This window comes from Pseudooceanicola batsensis HTCC2597, from assembly GCF_000152725.1.
GTDB lineage: Bacteria > Pseudomonadota > Alphaproteobacteria > Rhodobacterales > Rhodobacteraceae > Pseudooceanicola > Pseudooceanicola batsensis.
Genome location: NZ_CH724131.1, coordinates 1,619,699 through 1,636,951, shown reverse-complemented (window position 1 = coordinate 1,636,951; position 17,253 = coordinate 1,619,699). Strand labels below are relative to the sequence as shown.

Annotated in this window: 24 protein-coding genes and 1 pseudogene; 22 read left to right on the top strand and 3 right to left on the bottom strand. The window is 65.4% G+C overall.

Going from position 1 to position 17,253, the window contains the following annotated elements; translation table 11 throughout:
* Positions 1 to 204 precede the first annotated feature (204 nt).
* Positions 205 to 1,536, bottom strand: coding sequence for an alpha/beta hydrolase family protein (locus OB2597_RS11870; protein ID WP_040609296.1), 1,332 nt, complete (start codon positions 1,534 to 1,536; stop codon positions 205 to 207).
* Positions 1,537 to 1,695: 159 nt separating this feature from the next.
* Here OB2597_RS11870 and OB2597_RS11865 point away from each other — a divergent pair, with 159 nt between their 5' ends.
* The 14 genes and pseudogenes from OB2597_RS11865 to OB2597_RS11800 all read left to right on the top strand — a co-directional run bounded on the left by OB2597_RS11865 (position 1,696) and on the right by OB2597_RS11800 (position 8,275).
* Positions 1,696 to 2,316 (top strand): TIGR02466 family protein, encoded by a 621-nt coding sequence (locus tag OB2597_RS11865; RefSeq protein ID WP_009805810.1) that lies wholly within the window; start codon positions 1,696 to 1,698, stop codon positions 2,314 to 2,316.
* Positions 2,317 to 2,775, top strand: coding sequence for a DUF3237 domain-containing protein (locus OB2597_RS11860; protein ID WP_009805809.1), 459 nt, complete (start codon positions 2,317 to 2,319; stop codon positions 2,773 to 2,775).
* Positions 2,776 to 2,980: 205 nt separating this feature from the next.
* Entirely contained in the window at positions 2,981 to 3,181 is a 201-nt protein-coding gene (gene rpmC, locus OB2597_RS11855) for a 50S ribosomal protein L29 (protein ID WP_009805808.1), read from the top strand.
* A gap of 12 nt (positions 3,182 to 3,193) precedes the next feature.
* A pseudogene (gene rpsQ / locus OB2597_RS11850) lies at positions 3,194 to 3,421 on the top strand (30S ribosomal protein S17); the annotation flags it as partial.
* 174 nt (positions 3,422 to 3,595) lie between these two features.
* Entirely contained in the window at positions 3,596 to 3,964 is a 369-nt protein-coding gene (gene rplN, locus OB2597_RS11845; RefSeq protein ID WP_009805806.1) for a 50S ribosomal protein L14, read from the top strand.
* Positions 3,964 to 4,275 (top strand): 50S ribosomal protein L24, encoded by a 312-nt coding sequence (gene rplX / locus OB2597_RS11840; protein ID WP_009805805.1) that lies wholly within the window; start codon positions 3,964 to 3,966, stop codon positions 4,273 to 4,275. The genes rplN and rplX overlap by 1 nt, the downstream gene beginning before the upstream one ends.
* On the top strand, positions 4,268 to 4,831 hold the full coding sequence (rplE, locus tag OB2597_RS11835) for a 50S ribosomal protein L5 (RefSeq protein ID WP_009805804.1): 564 nt from the start codon (positions 4,268 to 4,270) through the stop codon (positions 4,829 to 4,831). The genes rplX and rplE overlap by 8 nt, the downstream gene beginning before the upstream one ends.
* 17 nt (positions 4,832 to 4,848) lie before the next feature.
* Positions 4,849 to 5,154 carry a 30S ribosomal protein S14 gene (gene rpsN, locus OB2597_RS11830; protein ID WP_040609294.1) on the top strand — a complete coding sequence of 102 codons (306 nt, stop codon included), beginning with the start codon at positions 4,849 to 4,851 and terminating at the stop codon, positions 5,152 to 5,154.
* A gap of 13 nt (positions 5,155 to 5,167) precedes the next feature.
* Positions 5,168 to 5,560: a 30S ribosomal protein S8 gene (rpsH, locus tag OB2597_RS11825; RefSeq protein ID WP_009805802.1), complete on the top strand. Its 393-nt coding sequence runs from the start codon at positions 5,168 to 5,170 to the stop codon at positions 5,558 to 5,560.
* An 11-nt stretch (positions 5,561 to 5,571) separates the two neighbouring features.
* Positions 5,572 to 6,105, top strand: coding sequence for a 50S ribosomal protein L6 (gene rplF, locus OB2597_RS11820; protein WP_009805801.1), 534 nt, complete (start codon positions 5,572 to 5,574; stop codon positions 6,103 to 6,105).
* A 12-nt stretch (positions 6,106 to 6,117) separates the two neighbouring features.
* The gene (rplR, locus tag OB2597_RS11815; protein ID WP_040609293.1) at positions 6,118 to 6,477 is read left to right on the top strand and encodes a 50S ribosomal protein L18; all 360 of its coding nucleotides are present in this window, start codon (positions 6,118 to 6,120) and stop codon (positions 6,475 to 6,477) included.
* Positions 6,478 to 6,658: 181 nt separating this feature from the next.
* The gene (gene rpsE, locus OB2597_RS11810; protein ID WP_009805799.1) at positions 6,659 to 7,231 is read left to right on the top strand and encodes a 30S ribosomal protein S5; all 573 of its coding nucleotides are present in this window, start codon (positions 6,659 to 6,661) and stop codon (positions 7,229 to 7,231) included.
* Positions 7,232 to 7,234: 3 nt separating this feature from the next.
* Positions 7,235 to 7,420, top strand: a complete 186-nt coding sequence (rpmD, locus tag OB2597_RS11805) for a 50S ribosomal protein L30 (RefSeq protein WP_009805798.1) — start codon at positions 7,235 to 7,237, stop codon at positions 7,418 to 7,420.
* Positions 7,421 to 7,546: 126 nt separating this feature from the next.
* Complete coding sequence (locus OB2597_RS11800; protein WP_009805797.1) at positions 7,547 to 8,275, top strand: gamma-glutamylcyclotransferase; 729 nt, start codon at positions 7,547 to 7,549, stop codon at positions 8,273 to 8,275.
* 100 nt (positions 8,276 to 8,375) lie between these two features.
* Here the strand turns inward: OB2597_RS11800 and OB2597_RS11795 are convergent, their stop codons facing one another.
* Both OB2597_RS11795 and OB2597_RS11790 read right to left on the bottom strand, forming a co-directional pair.
* The gene (locus OB2597_RS11795; RefSeq protein ID WP_009805796.1) at positions 8,376 to 9,110 is read right to left on the bottom strand and encodes a vWA domain-containing protein; all 735 of its coding nucleotides are present in this window, start codon (positions 9,108 to 9,110) and stop codon (positions 8,376 to 8,378) included.
* A gap of 54 nt (positions 9,111 to 9,164) precedes the next feature.
* A complete protein-coding gene (locus tag OB2597_RS11790) occupies positions 9,165 to 10,520 on the bottom strand; it encodes a DEAD/DEAH box helicase (protein ID WP_009805795.1) in 1,356 nt (451 codons plus the stop codon).
* A gap of 452 nt (positions 10,521 to 10,972) precedes the next feature.
* Between OB2597_RS11790 and rplO the strand changes: the two genes are divergently transcribed.
* From rplO to OB2597_RS11750, 8 genes are all read left to right on the top strand, one after another.
* Positions 10,973 to 11,443, top strand: a complete 471-nt coding sequence (gene rplO, locus OB2597_RS11785) for a 50S ribosomal protein L15 (protein WP_009805794.1) — start codon at positions 10,973 to 10,975, stop codon at positions 11,441 to 11,443.
* Between the two features lie 106 nt (positions 11,444 to 11,549).
* A complete protein-coding gene (secY, locus tag OB2597_RS11780; RefSeq protein WP_009805793.1) occupies positions 11,550 to 12,920 on the top strand; it encodes a preprotein translocase subunit SecY in 1,371 nt (456 codons plus the stop codon).
* A complete protein-coding gene (locus tag OB2597_RS11775; protein WP_009805792.1) occupies positions 12,917 to 13,561 on the top strand; it encodes an adenylate kinase in 645 nt (214 codons plus the stop codon). The genes secY and OB2597_RS11775 overlap by 4 nt, the downstream gene beginning before the upstream one ends.
* 129 nt (positions 13,562 to 13,690) lie before the next feature.
* The gene (locus tag OB2597_RS11770) at positions 13,691 to 14,593 is read left to right on the top strand and encodes an MBL fold metallo-hydrolase (RefSeq protein ID WP_009805791.1); all 903 of its coding nucleotides are present in this window, start codon (positions 13,691 to 13,693) and stop codon (positions 14,591 to 14,593) included.
* Between the two features lie 11 nt (positions 14,594 to 14,604).
* Positions 14,605 to 14,982 (top strand): rhodanese-like domain-containing protein, encoded by a 378-nt coding sequence (locus OB2597_RS11765; protein ID WP_009805790.1) that lies wholly within the window; start codon positions 14,605 to 14,607, stop codon positions 14,980 to 14,982.
* Positions 14,983 to 15,273: 291 nt separating this feature from the next.
* Complete coding sequence (gene rpsM / locus OB2597_RS11760; RefSeq protein WP_009805789.1) at positions 15,274 to 15,642, top strand: 30S ribosomal protein S13; 369 nt, start codon at positions 15,274 to 15,276, stop codon at positions 15,640 to 15,642.
* A gap of 15 nt (positions 15,643 to 15,657) precedes the next feature.
* Positions 15,658 to 16,047 carry a 30S ribosomal protein S11 gene (gene rpsK, locus OB2597_RS11755; protein ID WP_009805788.1) on the top strand — a complete coding sequence of 130 codons (390 nt, stop codon included), beginning with the start codon at positions 15,658 to 15,660 and terminating at the stop codon, positions 16,045 to 16,047.
* 113 nt (positions 16,048 to 16,160) lie between these two features.
* Positions 16,161 to 17,177 (top strand): DNA-directed RNA polymerase subunit alpha, encoded by a 1,017-nt coding sequence (locus OB2597_RS11750; protein WP_009805787.1) that lies wholly within the window; start codon positions 16,161 to 16,163, stop codon positions 17,175 to 17,177.
* Positions 17,178 to 17,253: the final 76 nt, after the last annotated feature.

Sequence of the window (17,253 nt, the reverse complement as noted above, 5' to 3'; positions counted from 1 at the left end):
ACCCGTCTGGGGCTGTTGGCCGAACGGGTGGCCCGCGCCTTCTGGCCGCTCTGTTCGGTGGTGATCCTGGCCGCCGGTATGTTGATGCTGGGCCTGCACAACATGGTCGCGGTCGAGGTGGTCTGGGCGGTCGGCCCCACCCTACGCAGAATGAAGAAAGGGCGGGGTCGACCCCGCCCTTTTGCTTTGCGCGGAGCGGTGCGACTACTCGCCTGCCTCCATCCATTCCAGTCTCAGGCCGCGGCCCCAGCCTTCGTCGAAGCCTTTCCAGTAGGTATGTTCGGGTTTGAAGCTGCCGTCCTCGTTGGCCGCCCAGACACCGTCGTTGGCGGCGGGCACGAGGTCTAGATAGCTTTCCTTGTCGGCCTCGCCCTTCAGCTGCCAGTCGAGCCAGGCGGTGATGAAGTGCTGGGAGATGTTGTTCATCCGGGTCGTGTCCCAGACGGGGTCGAGGTAGTGATCGCTGCCGCTGACGCCGGGTTCCAGTGCCTCGGCCGGGACCGGCATCGGGGCGCCCGCATTGTGGCCGGCGTTCTCGAAGGTCAGCAGGGCGCGGTCGACGCCGGTGGTTTCCTTCCAGATCTGGCGCACGCCGTTCTCGTAGCCCGAGACCTCGTCCATCGAACCGGCGATGAACAGCGCGGGCACATCGACACCCGACAGCCCCTCGGCGTCCCACATGTTCCAGTTCCGGCCCCAGGGTCCGAAGGCGACGATGGTCTGGATGCGCGGGTCCGGCAGCGCCTCGTGGGTTTCGCTGCCGGCCTGGTGCACGGCGAGCATGTCATGGGCCGCACCGAAAGGCAGTTTGACCGCATCCTCGCTGACACCGCCGCCGGCGGTGACCAGCGCGCCGTATCCGCCCATGGAATAGCCGATGAGCCCGGTCGTCGAGGCGTCGACCAGCCCGTTCAGGAAGGAGCCGTCCTCGTCCGACATGGTGGCGATCCGGTCGAGCACGAAGAGCTGGTCGCGAGGGCGGTTGACCAGGGTCGAGCCGAAGGTGGCGAAGTAGTTGTCCGACACCTGAAAGGTCCTGTAGGTGGATTCGTTGTGGTCGATCGAGGCGACGACATAACCCTTGGAGGCGAGGTTCTCGCCCAAATGGGACATGAGATACCGGTTGCCCGGCCAGCCATGCGAGATCAGGACGAGCGGATAGGTGCCCTCGGCGGGGTCCGCATCGCGCATCGCCCTGCCGGCCAGGTCTATCTCGGTCTGCCCGTCGCGCAGGTAGGTCCGGATCGTGGTGTCGCCCTCGGCGCCGTCCGCGGCCGGGTACCAGACCTCGACCGTCAGTTCCCGGTCGTAGGTGGGCATGGTCTCGGGCTTGTCGGCACCGGGATCGACGCCGAGCACGTCGAGTTGGTCCTCGTTGACCAGGTCGAGCGTGCGCACCCCGACGGCCATGTCGCCATAAGCCGAAAGCTCCGGCGCATAGGGCCGCTGCCCGTCGATCCTGTTCTGGGCGCCAGCCCCCGTTGCGCCCATGGCCAGCGAGGCGATGAGCAGCACGCTCCCTGAGTGGTTTCGCATTTGATCCTCCCATTGCGAATTATTACGTTTTGTCGCGCGATTGTTTTCGGAAACGTGGGGAAACGCAACAGCGGGTGTGGCGCCCGCAGGGCTTCGCGCCATGGCGCCTCGTGCGATTTGCGGCTGTTGCCCCGCCCGGATCGGCGGTAAGAGGGTGGCATGGCCGATATACGATCCCTCTTTGCGACACCCCTATACCGCGCCCGCCTGTCGGAGTTCGATCCGGCCGTGGACACCGGGGAACTCGAAACCTCGTGCTATTCGATCGCCGAGGATGACGAGGCCGGTCAGGCCTGGTGCGAGAGGGAGGGGTATCCGGGCTATACCTCCTATGCCTCGCTGACCGATCTGCCGTGGCGATTCCCGATCTTCAAGGATCTCGAGGCCGCGCTCGACCGGCATGTCGCGGCCTTTGCCGATCACTGCCAGTTCGATCTCGGCGACAAGGCGCTGGTGCTCGAGGATCTCTGGATCAACATCCTTCCCGAGGGCGGGACGCATGGCAGCCACATCCATCCCCATTCGGTGATCTCCGGCACGACCTATGTCGCCATGCCGGACGGGGCCTCGGCGCTCAAGCTGGAGGATCCGCGCCTGCCGATGATGATGGCGGCGCCGACCCGCGTGAAGGATGCGCGAGAGGCGCTGCGGCCGTTCATCTATGTCGCGCCCGAACCGGGCGAGGTGCTGTTGTGGGAAAGCTGGCTGCGCCACGAGGTGCCGATGAACCTGTCCGAGGACGACCGGATCAGCGTCAGCTTCAACTACAGGTGGGGGTGAGTGCCTGTGCAAGTCCGGACCCGCCCCCTGTTCGACCTGTCCCTCGAGGTCGGCCCGGCGCATGACATGCGCGGCCCCGATGGCACGGGACGTCTGATCTATCATGTGACGGGCGGCGCCTTCGACGGCGCGCGCCTGCGCGGCCGTGTCCTTCCCGTGAGCGGCGACTGGGTCCGGGCCGAGGCAGGGTTCGGCCGGATCGACGTGCGGCTGATGCTGGAAACGGACGGCGGCGCGCTGATCTACATGCGTTACGAGGGGATCAACACGCTGGGTCCCGAGCATCGGGCGCGGCTGGCCGAGGGCAAGCCGCTGGACCCGGAGAGCTATTACTTCCGGACCGCCGCGCATTTCGAGACGGCGGACGAGGGCTGCGACTGGCTGAACCGGGTCGTCGCGGTCGGTGTCGGATCGCGGACCCCCTCGGGTGTCGAGTACGCCGTTCACGAGGTGCTCTGAGCCGCTGGAGGGGCAGGGCGGGGCCGTATCAAGCCGCATCGGGCTTGGCGTCCGACCGTGCGTTGCAGGTTCTTCGGATCAGGGCTTGCCACACAGGGGAATCGCGCCTATACGGCCCCCTCATCATGACTCCACCGGAATCAGGGTGACCCGCCGCTATGCGGACAAGGGGCCTCCCGGTGATGTTGAAAAAGGAAAAATGACCATGAGCGCGAACGAGCTTCGTGACAAGACCCCTGACCAGCTCCGCGAAGAGCTGGCCACCCTGAAGAAAGAGCAGTTCAACCTGCGCTTTCAGCAGGCGACCGGCCAACTGGAAAACCCCGCACGCATGCGCATCGCGCGCCGCCAGGCCGCCCGCGTCCTGACCGTGCTGAACGAAAAAGCCGCTTCGGCTGCCGAATAAGGGAAGATCCAGATGCCCAAACGTATCCTTCGCGGCGTCGTGACCTCCGACGCAAACGCCCAGACCGTCACCGTGTCGGTGGAACGCCGTTTCACCCATCCGGTTCTGCAAAAGACGATCCGGAAGTCCAAGAAATACCGCGCGCATGATGCGGACAACGCCTTCAAGAAAGGCGACATCGTCCGGATCCAGGAGTGCGCGCCCAAGTCCAAGACCAAGCGCTGGGAAGTGATGACCGCCGCGATGCTCGAGGACTACGAAGCACAGCGCGCCGAGGCCGCCAAGCTTCAGCAGGAAGCGGACGCCCAGCGTCATGCAGAACACGAGGCGGCCGGCAGCTAAGGCCGTCTCACCCATTAGTCGAAACCCTGGGGGAGCTAACGAGAACAGCCCCCAAAGGTCGGGAGAAACCAAATGATCCAGATGCAGACCAATCTGGATGTCGCTGACAACTCCGGCGCGCGCCGGGTGCAGTGCATCAAGGTCCTCGGCGGTTCGCACCGCCGTTACGCGTCGGTTGGCGACATCATCGTTGTCTCGGTGAAGGAAGCCATTCCGCGCGGCCGTGTGAAGAAGGGCGACGTCCGCAAGGCCGTCGTCGTCCGCACCGCCAAGGAAGTTCGCCGCGAAGACGGCACCTCCATCCGCTTCGACCGCAACGCCGCCGTCATCCTGAACAACGCAGGTGAACCGGTCGGCACCCGTATCTTCGGGCCGGTCGTGCGCGAGCTGCGTGCCAAGAACTTCATGAAGATCATCTCGCTTGCTCCGGAGGTGCTGTGATGGCCGCGAAGCTCCGCAAGGGTGACAAGGTCATGGTCCTGTCCGGCAAGGACAAGGGCAAGACCGGTGAGATCACCAGGGTCCTGCCGCAGGACGGCAAGGCCGTGGTCGACGGGATCAATGTCGCCGTCCGCCATACCCGCCAGACCCAGAACCAGCAGGGCGGGCGTCTGCCCAAGGCCCTGCCGATCGACATCTCGAATCTCGCGTTCGTCGATGCCAACGGCAAGCCGACCCGCGTCGGCTTCAAGATGGACGGCGACAAGAAGGTGCGCTTCGCCAAGACGACCGGAGACGTGATCGATGCTTGATACCGCGACCTACACCCCGCGTCTGAGGGCCGCCTATCGTGACAGCATCCGCGCTGCCATGAAGGAAGAGTTCGGCTACTCGAACGACATGATGATCCCGCGCCTGGACAAGATCGTCCTGAACATCGGCTGCGGGGCCGAAGCCGTAAAGGACAGCAAGAAGGCCAAGTCGGCTCAGGAAGACCTGACCGCGATTGCCGGCCAGAAGGCGCTGATCACCACGGCGAAGAAATCGATCGCGGGTTTCCGCGTCCGGGAAGACATGCCGCTCGGTGCCAAGGTCACCCTGCGGGGCGACCGGATGTACGAATTCCTCGATCGTCTGATCACCATCGCAATGCCCCGTATCCGCGACTTCCGCGGCGTGTCGGGCAAGTCGTTCGATGGTCGCGGCAACTATGCCATGGGCATGAAGGAACACATCGTGTTCCCCGAGATCAACTTCGACAAGGTCGACGAGGTCTGGGGCCTGGACATCGTGATCGCAACCACCGCGAAGACCGACGCGGAAGCCAAGGCGCTGTTGAAGCACTTCAACATGCCCTTCAACAGCTAATCGCGGGAGATTTAGATATGGCTAAGAAATCCATGATCGAGCGCGAGAAGAAGCGCGAGCGTCTGGTCAAGAAGTACGCGGCCAAACGTGCGGCCCTGAAGGAAATCATCTACGACGAGTCCAAACCGATGGAAGAGCGTTTCCGCGCCACCCTGAAGCTGGCCGAGCTGCCCCGCAACTCGTCCCCGACGCGTCTTCACAACCGCTGCCAGCTGACCGGCCGCCCGCATGCGTACTATCGCAAGCTCAAGGTGTCCCGGATCATGCTGCGCGAGCTTGGCTCGAACGGCCAGGTTCCCGGCCTCGTGAAATCCAGCTGGTAAGGAGGGCTGAGATATGAACGATCCTATCGGCGATATGCTCACCCGTATCCGCAACAGCCAGTTGCGCGGCAAGTCCATCGTCTCCACGCCGGCCTCCAAGCTGCGCGCCTGGGTGCTGGATGTGCTGGCGGACGAAGGTTACATCCGCGGCTATGAAAAAGGCACCGATGCCAACGGTCACCCGACCCTTGAGATCAGCCTCAAGTACTACGAGGGCACCCCTGTCATTCGCGAGCTCAAGCGGGTCTCCAAGCCCGGCCGCCGCGTCTACATGGGCCGCGATGACATCCCGCAGGTCCGCCAGGGCCTGGGCGTGTCGATTGTCTCCACGTCCAAGGGCGTGATGTCGGATGCAGCAGCACGCAGCCAGAATGTCGGCGGCGAAGTGCTCTGCACCGTATTCTAAGGAGGTCCGCAATGTCTCGTATTGGTAAAAAACCGGTCGAGCTGCCCTCGGGCGTCACCGCGACGATCTCGGGCCAGACCGTGGAAGTGAAGGGCCCCAAGGGCACCCATAGCTTCACCGCCACCGACGATGTCACCATCGTGCAGGAAGACAATGCCATCACCGTCACGCCGCGCGGCAAGTCCAAGCGCGCGCGCCAGCAGTGGGGCATGTCGCGCACGATGGTCGCCAACATGGTGAAGGGGTCGACCGACGGCTTCAAGCGCGAGCTCGAGATCAACGGCGTGGGCTACCGTGCCGCAGTCCAGGGCAATGTCCTGAAACTGAACCTCGGCTATTCGCACGACGTCGACTTTCCGATCCCGGAGGGCGTGACGATCACCACGCCGAAACAGACCGAGATCGTGGTGGAAGGCTCCGACGCCCAGCTCGTCGGCCAGGTCGCGGCGAACATCCGCGAATGGCGCGCGCCCGAGCCCTACAAGGGCAAAGGCATCAAGTACAAGGACGAGTACATCTTCCGCAAGGAAGGCAAGAAGAAGTAAGGACGCACAGCTATGGCACTCAGTAAAAAACAACTGTTCCAGAAGCGCCGCATGCGCGTCCGGAGCAAGCTGCGGAAGGTCAACGCGGGTCGCGTTCGTCTTTCCGTTCACCGCTCGAACAAGAACATCAGCGTTCAGCTGATCGACGACGTGAACGGCGTGACCCTGGCGTCCGCCTCGTCGCTCGAGAAGGACCTGGGCGTGGTCGGCCAGAACAATGTCGAGGCGGCCACCAAGGTCGGCACGGCGATTGCCGAACGCGCGAAGAAGGCCGGCGTGGAAGAAGCCTATTTCGACCGCGGCGGTTTCCTGTTCCACGGCAAGGTGAAGGCCCTGGCCGACGCCGCGCGCGAGGGCGGGCTGAAGATCTGATGGTCCGGGTGGGGGCGGACCCCACCCGACGTCACCCGCGGGGCGATGACGCCCCGCTGGGTGGGGGGTCACCCCACCCGTCACCCGAGGGCCTGCGGGCCCCGATGATCCGGGGGGCCTCGGCCTCACCAGGGATCGGACAATCCGGGCCGGCTTGGGCCCACGCAGAAAAGGAGAGCCCATGGCTCGTGATGACAACCGCCGGGGTCGCGATCGCGACGAAGCTCCGGAATTCGCAGATCGCCTCGTCGCGATCAACCGTGTGTCCAAGACGGTCAAGGGGGGTAAGCGCTTCGGCTTTGCCGCGCTCGTCGTCGTGGGCGATCAGAAGGGCCGTGTCGGGTTCGGCAAGGGCAAGGCCAAGGAGGTCCCCGAGGCCATCCGCAAGGCGACCGAGCAGGCGAAGCGCAAGATGATCCGCGTGCCGCTGCGCGAGGGCCGCACCCTGCACCACGACATGGAAGGCCGCCACGGCGCGGGCCGCGTCGTGATGCGCACCGCTCCGACCGGTACGGGTATCATCGCCGGTGGTCCGATGCGTGCCGTTTTCGAGATGCTGGGCATCCAGGACGTTGTCGCCAAATCGGTCGGTTCGCAGAACCCCTACAACATGATCCGTGCGACGCTGAACGGTCTCCAGAAAGAGTCCTCGCCCCGCCAGGTGGCGCAGCGCCGCGGCAAGAAAGTCGCCGACATCCTGCCCAAGCGCGACGAAGCGCCGGCGGAATCGTCGCAAGTGTCCGAGGAGGCCTGATCCATGGCAACCATCGTCGTGAAACAGATCGGCTCTCCGATCCGCCGCCCCGAGATCCAGCGCAAGACGCTGATCGGCCTGGGCCTCAACAAGATGCACAAGACCCGGGAACTCGAGGATACGCCCTCGGTCCGGGGCATGATCAACAAGATCCCGCATCTGGTCGAGATCGTCGAGGAAAAGGCCTGAGGCCGCTTCTTCAGACGCTTTGATTTCGCTGCACCCCGGTCGTTCAGGCCGGGGTGTTTCGATTCCGACAGGGGGCTTTTCTTTCTGCCGCATTGCCGCGAAGCTGCGGTCGCGAAAGGACAAGAGATGCCCGTTCCCGACACCGCGTTCCGCCACCATCCCGCGCTCCGGACGCTGATCCGCGACCCGGAGCAGAGCTTTTTCCGCGACCTCGATCTCGCCGAGCTCGATCAGCGCATGATCGACCGGGGCGTGCCGATGCCGTGGCGGCGACCTGATGAGGAACGGGAGACGCTGCGCCGGGACTTTCTGGCAGGTCACGCGGGGCCCGTCTGGGTTTTCGCCTATGGTTCGCTCATGTGGGATCCGGCGATCCTGTTCGACGAGGTGCGGCATGCGCGGGTGTTGGGGTTCTCGCGCGCCATGTGCCTTGTCGACCGGCGCGGAGCACGCGGTTCGGCCGAGGCGCCGGGCCTGATGGCGGGGCTGGCAGAAGGCGGGACCTGTGACGGGCTGGTCTTCCGGATCCCCGAAAAGCGGGTCGATCACGAGACCGAGCAGCTCTGGCGTCGCGAAATGATCGCCCACGCCTATTACACCGCCTTCGCCGAGGCGGTGACGCCGCAAGGGCCGGTGCGGGCGCTGTGTTTCGTTGCCGATCCGGAGGCCGAGATGATCGACGTGGAACTCAGCCATGCGCAGCAGGTCGAATACATCGCGACCGGAGAAGGGTTCCTGGGCACCAGCTACGAATATCTCGAGAACACGCTGGCGCATTTCGATGCCATGCAGGTCGAGGACCCGGCGCTGCGGTCGCTGCTGCACGACGTGCAGCGGCGGCGGGGGGCGGCGTGACCCGGCAGGTCCGGCATGGAGGCGGTGTATCGGTCTCAAGCCATGCGCGGCGACCGACGGTCCCGCTGTCGGGGACCCGCGCGACGGGTTGGCCCGAGCTTCAGCCGGGCAGGGCCGGTCGCATGTGGAGCCGCCCGTAGAGCGGGCAGCCCAGCGTCGCCTGCAGCGCCTCGACCAGTTCACCGACGGTTTCCGTGCGGACATACATGCCGCCGGTCTTTTCGGCCAGGCATCGGGCGACGGTGTCCTCGCCGACATGGGCCTCCTGCTCGGGGTTGTCCCAGGTCCAGTAATCGACGAGGGCGCGAAAGCCGATGACGTGGATTGTCAGGTCCCGGGCTTCGGCGGCAAGCGCGGCGCCCGTCGCGCAGGGGCGCCCGCCGCAGGTCTCGTTGCCGTCCGTGACGACGACGATGATGCCCGCCTTCTCGCGGTGGTCGAGTACCCGGGCGGCGACACCGACCGAGCGCGCCAGCGGGGTCAGCCCCCCGGGGGAGAGGGCGTCGACGGCGCGGATCACGGGATCGGCGGCATCGGGCCGGGGTGGAAAGCGCAGGTCGATGCCGCTGCAGCTGTCGCCGTCGTTGGGGCCGTAGATCAGCAGGCCGATCCGCCGGACCGGCGCGACGAGGGGCATGGCATGGCGGATCGCCTCGCGCGCTTCGCGGATACGGGTGACCTGGCGGGGGTCATAGCCGAACTCGACCATCGAGCCGGAGCCGTCGAAAACCAGCATGGCGTCGGTCGCGCAGCCGGAGCCGGCGTTCAACCGGGGGGCCGGCGTCGTGGCCAGTGCGGCGACAAGGGCCGCGGAAAGAAGACGGGGCCTTACCATGCGTCATGGTCGGCCCCGTCCCGTCGTTTTGCAATGTTTTTCGGTCGGAACCGATCAGGCCGCGCGGGCCTTGCCGCGTCCGCGCGCGTTGCGGCGGTTGCCGCGGGCCGGTTTCGCCTTGCCGGACGACGGCTGGGCGGCGGGTTTCGCCGCCTCGGCGCGTTGTCCGTTGCCCTTGCGCTCGCCTCCGCCGGCGGGCTTGCCGCCGCGCCGCCGTCCGCCGTTGCCGCGTCGGCCGTTGCCCTTGGGCTTGCCGGCCCCCTGTTCGGCCGAGGCGCCGCCCGACCAGACGGTGCCGCCAGAGACGGGGAGTTCCTTGCCCAGCAGCTTCTGGATATCGCGCAACTCGCCCATTTCGGCGGGGGCGCAATAGGCGATGGCGGTGCCGTCACGTCCGGCGCGCGCGGTCCGGCCGATGCGGTGCACGTAGTTGTCGGCGACGTTCGGCAGGTCGTAGTTGTAGACGTAGCGGATGCCGGGAATGTCGATGCCGCGTGCGGCCACGTCGGTGGCCACCAGCACCATCGCCTCGCCCTCGCGGAACTCGCGGATGGCGCGATCGCGCTGCCCCTGGCTCTTGTTGCCGTGAACGGCGACCGCGGCGTAGCCCGCGGCCAGGAGGTTCTTCATCAGCCGTTCCGACCCGTGCTTGGTCCGGGCGAAGACGATGGCCGGGTCCGCGCGATGCGCGTCGAGGTGCTCGATCAGGAGCGCGGTCTTCTCGCCCTGCGCGATGAAGTGCACCGATTGCTCGATCTTGTCCGCGGGCTTGCCCGGAGGCGCGGTTTCCACCCGGACGGGATCGGTGAGATAGGAGCCGGCGATCTCGGCCATGAGCTTGGGCATGGTCGCCGAGAAGAGCATCGTCTGCCGGGTCTGCGGCAGCAGGGTGGCGATGCGGCGCAGGGCGTGGATGAAGCCGAGGTCCAGCATCTGGTCGGCCTCGTCCAGGACGAGGAAGCGGGTCTGCGACAGGGTGACGGCGCGGCGGTCGAGCAGGTCGATCAGCCGGCCCGGCGTCGCGACGAGCACATCCGTCCCGCGTGCGAGCCGGTTGACCTGGGCGTTGATCGAGGCGCCGCCGACCACGAGGCCGACGCGCATATGCGTGCCCTTGGCATAGGCCTGCAGGTTCTCGACGATCTGCTTGGCGAGTTCCCGGGTCGGGGCGAGGACGAGGCCGCGCACCGTCTTGGGCTCGGGCTTGCCCTGTTCGCGGGCGATCGCGGTCAGAAGCGGCAGGCCGAAGGCGGCCGTCTTGCCGGTGCCGGTCTGGGCCAGGCCCAGGATGTCGCGGCCCTCCATGGCGTGGGGGATCGCCTTTGTCTGGATGGGCGTGGGTCGGGTCAGTCCCAGTTCGGCGAGGTTTTCGGTGATGCAGGGCAGGAGCCCCAGGGAATTGAAGTCCAAGATATTTCCTTTGGCCGCCGGACTGTCCGGCAGCGGTCGTACGGGGCCTTGGCCGATGCAGGCAGGCCGCGCGGGTGCAGCCCGACGGGGAGGACGGCCGAATTGCCGGACCTCTGGCGGGCGTCTGACCCCCCGCGTGAATTGGGAACCATGTGTTGAAGAATGCCGTCGCGCAGCCCTGCGGCGCGCCGTACCTGCTCACGCGGCAGTTCCGGCATGAGAGGCACATGGGGTGTTTCCCGCGCCAAGTCAATGCCATTCGGTGCGGCGGCCCGAGGGGAGGGGGCGGAGCCGCGTCGCGCGACGGGCGGAGCGCTTGCGTCGGCACGGCGCATCGCCTATACGCCCCCGGTGGTCTTCCGACGGCGAGTCGGCGGACCCTCAACCAACCAAGAAATGCCGTGTCCCCTCCGTTTCGCTTCAGGAGGGTGTTCCGGCCAAGGAGAAGCGACATGAAACTGCACGAACTGCGCGACAATCCCGGCGCAACCAAGAAACGGATGCGCGTCGGCCGCGGCCCCGGCTCTGGCAAGGGCAAGATGGGTGGCCGTGGTATCAAGGGTCAGAAATCCCGCTCGGGCGTGGCCATCAACGGCTACGAGGGCGGCCAGATGCCGCTCTACCAGCGTCTGCCCAAGCGCGGCTTCAACAAGCCGAACCGCAAGGAATTCGCCGTGATCAACCTTGGCATCATCGCCAAGTTCATCGAGGCGGGCAAGCTGGACGCCGGCAACATCACCGAAGAGACGCTGGTCTCCTCGGGGGCCGTTCGCCGCAAGCTGGACGGTATCCGCGTTCTCGCGAAGGGCGAGATCGGCACCAAGGCCACCATCGAAGTGACCGGCGCCTCGAAGGCCGCCATCGACGCGGTGGAAAAGGCCGGCGGGTCGCTCAAGGTCACGGCTGCGCAAGCCGCAGAGTAAGCGGTTGTGGGCGGCTTCCGGGCCGCTTACATAACCCCTAGTTTTCCCAAAGCGCCGCCGTGCCGGAAAACCGGCCCGGCGGCGTTTGACTTGAAGAGAGATCCATATGGTATCCGCAGCAGAACAGATGGCGGCCAACACGAGCTGGGCCGCGCTCGGCAAGGCGACCGACCTGCGCAACCGCATCCTTTTCACCATCATGCTCCTGATCGTGTACCGCCTCGGCACGTGGATCCCGGTTCCGGGGATCGACGGCGTGGCGCTGCGTCAGTTCATGGAAGGCGCGGGGCAGGGGATCGGCGGCATCCTGTCGATGTTCACCGGCGGCGCGCTAGGCCGCATGGGGATCTTCGCGCTCGGCATCATGCCCTACATCTCGGCCTCGATCATCGTTCAGCTGCTGGCCTCGATGGTGCCCTCGCTGGAAGCGATCAAGAAAGAGGGCGAACAGGGCCGCAAGAAGATCAACCAGTACACGCGCTACGGGACCGTCTTCCTGGCGACGCTGCAATCCTACGGGCTGGCCGTCTCGCTGCAGAGCGGGGATCTCGTGCAGGCCGACATTCCCTACTGGTTCTTCATCGCGACCTGCATGATCACCCTGATCGGCGGCACGATGTTCCTGATGTGGCTGGGCGAACAGATCACCGCGCGCGGCCTGGGCAACGGCATCTCGTTGATCATCTTCGTCGGCATCATCGCCGAACTGCCGGCCGCGCTGGCGCAGTTCTTCGCCTCGGGCCGGTCGGGGGCGATTTCGCCCGCGGTCATCGTCGGCGTGATCCTGATGGTGGTCGCGACGATCGGCTTCGTCGTGTTCATGGAGCGCGCGCTGCGCAAGATCCACATCCAGTATCCCCGCCGCCAGGTCGGCATGAAGGTCTATGACGGCGGGTCCTCGCACCTTCCGATCAAGGTGAACCCGGCGGGCGTGATCCCGGCGATCTTCGCCTCGTCGCTGCTGTTGCTGCCGGTCACGATCTCGACCTTCTCGGGCAACCAGACCTCGCCGGTCATGTCCACCGTGCTTGCCTATTTCGGACCGGGTCAGCCGCTCTACCTGCTGTTCTTCACGGCGATGATCGTCTTTTTCGCGTATTTCTACACGTTCAACGTGTCGTTCAAACCCGAGGACGTGGCGGACAACCTGAAGAACCAGAACGGCTTCGTGCCGGGGATCCGCCCCGGGCCTAAGACCGCGGAATATTTGGAATATGTCGCGAACCGCATCCTCGTGCTCGGCTCGGCCTACCTTGCGGCAGTTTGTCTCCTTCCCGAGATTCTGCGTAGCCAACTGGCGATCCCCTTCTATTTTGGCGGCACGTCGGTCCTCATCGTCGTTTCGGTGACCATGGATACGATCCAGCAGGCGCAGTCGCACCTTCTGGCGCATCAGTACGAGGGCCTGATCGAGAAATCTCAGCTGCGCGGCAAGGGGAGCCGCCGCGGCAAACGGAGGGGGGCAGCACGCCGATGAACATCATTCTTCTTGGACCGCCGGGTGCCGGCAAGGGCACCCAGGCCCGGAAGCTTGTCGACGACCGCGACATGATCCAGCTGTCGACCGGCGACATGCTGCGCGAGGCGCGGACCTCGGGCACGGAGATGGGCAAGATCGTCGCGGACGTGATGGACAGCGGCAAGCTGGTCACCGACGACATCGTAATCGGCCTGATCCGCGAGAAGCTGGAAGGCGAGAAGAAGGGCGGTTTCATCTTCGACGGCTTCCCCCGGACTCTCGCCCAGGCCGACGCGCTGGAGCAGCTGCTCGGCGATTGCGGCGAGTCGCTGGACGCGGTCATCGAGCTGCGGGTCGAGGAAGAGGCGCTGGTCTCGCGGATCACGGGCCGGTCGACCTGCGCGAACTGCGGCGAGGTCTACCATGACGAGACCAAGCCGATCCCGGCGGACGGCAAATGCTCTGTCTGCGGCGGAACCGAGTTCAAGCGCCGGGCGGATGACAACGAGGAAAGCCTCAAGACGCGCCTGATGGAATACTACAAGCAGACCTCGCCGCTGATCGGGTACTATTATGCGAAGGGCAAGCTGCACGGTGTTGATGGCCTTGCGGAAATGGACGAGGTCGAGACCTCGATCAAGGGTATCCTCGACGCCTGATCCGACCGAAATGTGCAATTCAGGGAACCCCGCCGCATCGACGATGCCGGCGGGGTTTCTCGTTTTTCCGGCCTCCCCGGTTGAAGTATTCCGAAAGCAAGATATGTTCCGATTGAAGGAGACGCAGAAATGCCCATGTTCCACAGAACCAGCCCTTCGACCGGGCCCGGCTCACCCCGGGTCGAGGGGTTCTACGACGCCGCGACCGGCAGCATCCAGTATGTCGCCATCGACGAGGCGACCGGCACCTGTGCGTTGATCGACGTGGTGCAGGATTTCGATCCGGGTTCCGCGCGGCGTTCCTTCGACAGCGCGAAGGAGATCCTCGAATTCGTGCGGGGCGAGGGGCTGACCGTCGCCTGGGTGCTGGATACCCATCCCCATGCGGATCACCTCATGGCCTCGGCCTGGCTGCGCGAGGAAACCGGCGCGCCGAACGCCATCGGCGACAAGGTGGTGGAGATCGCCGGGCTCTGGTCCGACATCTACAATCTGCCCGACACGTTCGATCCGGCGCGGGACTTCGACCGGCTCTTCGCCGATGGCGAGACCTTCAGGCTCGGCGGGCTGGAGGTGCAGGTGATGCTCTCGCCCGGTCACACGCTGGGCTCGGTCACCTATGTGATCGGAGATGCGGCCTTCGTGCACGACACGTTCATGCATGTCGACAGCGGCACTTCGCGCGCTGATTTTCCCGGGGGCACGTCGCGGGAGCTCTGGCACTCGCTCCAGGCGATCCTCGCGCTGCCCGACGAGACGCGCCTGTTCATAGGGCACGATTATCCGCCGGTCGGCGACCGTGAGGACCCGGCCTGGGAAGCGACGGTGGCCAGGCATCGCGCCCATAACAAGCACATCGGCGGCGACGTGACCGAGGCCGAATTTCTCAGGCTGCGAGACGGTCGTGACGCGACCCTGCCGCTGCCCGACCGGATGCTGCACGCGCTCCAGGTCAATCTCAGGGGAGGGCGGCTGCCCGAGCCGGAGGCGGACGGGCACAGCTATTTCAAGATTCCCGCCAACAAGTTCTGAGGAGGTTTCCCATGCAGACGCAGACGACCGACAGCGGCGAAATCGAGGTCTGGACCCCCGAAGAGGTCTCGGAGGCGCTCGACAAGGGCGAGATCGCGCTGATCGACGTGCGCACCCCGCAGGAGTTCATGTTCGAACATATCGAGGGCGCGCTTCTCATGCCGATGGCCTTCTTCCGCGCGGACCGCCTGCCCGGACAGGAGGGCAAGCGGCTCGTCTTCTACTGCGGCTCGTCGATGCGATCGGGCAAGATGGCCGAGCAGGCGCTGCAGGCGGGCCTCAGCCCGGTGGCGCATCTCGAGGGCGGGTTCGCCAAGTGGAAAGAGGCCAGGCAGCCGTATGTCGGAACGGACATGGCCACCGGCGCGCCGAAGCGCGTGACGCCGTGACCCGCATCGCGCTTTCGCCGGGGCTGCTTCCGTGCTAGGCTTTCGGACGGGCCCGGTGCGGCCCTCGCGTGTGTTTCCCGGGGGCGAAGCTTCGCCGTCCGGGAAAAAACGCGTTGCGAGGGGTTGACCCCGGTCCCGTTCACCCATACCACGCGCTATCTCGGATTGCGGGCCGATTCCGGCCTCTCTTCGTGTTTCGTGAAATGACCCGTGGCCGGGCTGCATGCCGGGCCGACGCGTTGTGAAAAAAGGGCCTGGAGTTACGGGCTCGCAACAAAAGGAAGACAGACCTTGGCACGTATTGCCGGCGTTAACATCCCGACTGCAAAGCGGGTCCCCATCGCCCTCACCTACATCACCGGCATTGGACCGTCCTCTGCCCAATCCATCTGCGAAGCCACCGGCATCGACCAGACCCGCCGAGTCAACGAGCTGTCGGATGCCGAGGTGCTCACGATCCGCGAGCATATCGACGCCAACTACACCGTCGAAGGCGACCTGCGCCGCGAGACGCAGATGAACATCAAGCGCCTGATGGACCTCGGGTGCTATCGCGGCCTGCGCCATCGCCGCAACCTCCCCGTCCGCGGTCAGCGGACCCACACCAACGCGCGGACCCGCAAGGGCCCCGCGAAGCCGATCGCCGGCAAGAAGAAGTAAGGGGAGACAGCAGATATGGCACGTGATACCCGCCGCGTCAAAAAGAAGGTTTCCAAGAACATCGCCGCCGGCGTTGCGCATGTGAACTCTTCGTTCAACAACACCAAGATCCTGATCTCGGACGTCCAGGGCAATGCGATTTCCTGGTCCTCGGCCGGCACCATGGGCTTCAAGGGCTCGCGCAAGTCGACCCCCTACGCCGCCCAGATGGCCGCCGAAGATGCCGGCCGCAAGGCGCAGGAACACGGCGTGAAGACGCTGGAAGTCGAAGTGCAGGGGCCGGGTTCGGGCCGCGAGAGCGCGCTGCGCGCCCTGGCCGCCGTCGGGTTCAACATCACCTCGATCCGTGACGTGACCCCGATCGCGCACAACGGCTGCCGCCCGCCGAAGCGCCGCCGCGTCTGATCGCAGGCAAGTATTGAGGGGGGCCGCGTCCGAACGCGGCCTCCTGTCGTCATTCAACCTCGGGTGTTTCGTCCTTAGGGACATGGGGGCGGAACGAGCATGGAGGGACGTACATGATCCACAAGAATTGGGCAGAACTGATCAAGCCGACCCAGCTTGACGTCAAGCCGGGCTTCGATCCGTCGCGCCAGGCCACCGTCGTCGCCGAACCGCTGGAACGCGGTTTCGGCCTGACGCTCGGCAACGCGCTGCGCCGCGTTCTGATGTCGTCGCTCCAGGGGGCGGCGATCACCTCCGTGCAGATCGACAACGTGCTGCACGAGTTCTCCTCCATCGCGGGTGTCCGCGAGGACGTGACCGACGTGGTGCTGAACCTCAAGGGGGTTTCGCTGCGCATGGATGTCGAGGGGCCCAAGCGCCTGTCGATCAATGCCAAGGGGCCGGGCGTCGTCACCGCCGCCGAGATTTCCGAATCCGCCGGTATCGAGGTGCTGAACAAGAATCACGTGATCTGCCACCTCGACGAGGGCGCGTCGCTCTTCATGGAGCTGACCGTGAACACCGGCAAGGGCTATGTCCCCGCCGACCGCAACAAGCCCGAGGATGCCCCGATCGGCCTGATCCCGATCGACGCGATCTATTCGCCGATCAAGAAGGTGTCCTATGACGTGCAGCCGACCCGCGAGGGCCAGGTGCTCGACTACGACAAGCTGACCATGAAGGTCGAAACCGACGGATCGGTCACGCCGGACGACGCGGTGGCCTATGCCGCGCGCATCCTGCAGGACCAGCTGTCGATCTTCGTCAACTTCGACGAACCGGAATCGGCCGGCCGCCAGGACGAGGACGACGGGCTGGAGTTCAACCCGCTGCTTCTCAAGAAGGTGGATGAGCTGGAACTGTCGGTGCGTTCGGCGAACTGCCTGAAGAACGACAACATCGTCTATATCGGCGACCTGATCCAGAAGACCGAGGCCGAGATGCTGCGGACTCCGAACTTCGGCCGCAAGTCGCTGAACGAGATCAAGGAAGTGCTGTCCGGCATGGGCCTGCACCTCGGAATGGATGTCGAGGACTGGCCGCCGGACAATATCGAGGACCTCGCCAAGAAGTTCGAAGACCAGTTCTGACTGGTCTTCGACCCCGGACCTGATCCGGGGTCTCGTGCCGATGACGCCTGCGGACGGCTTCGGCAGACAGGACGGG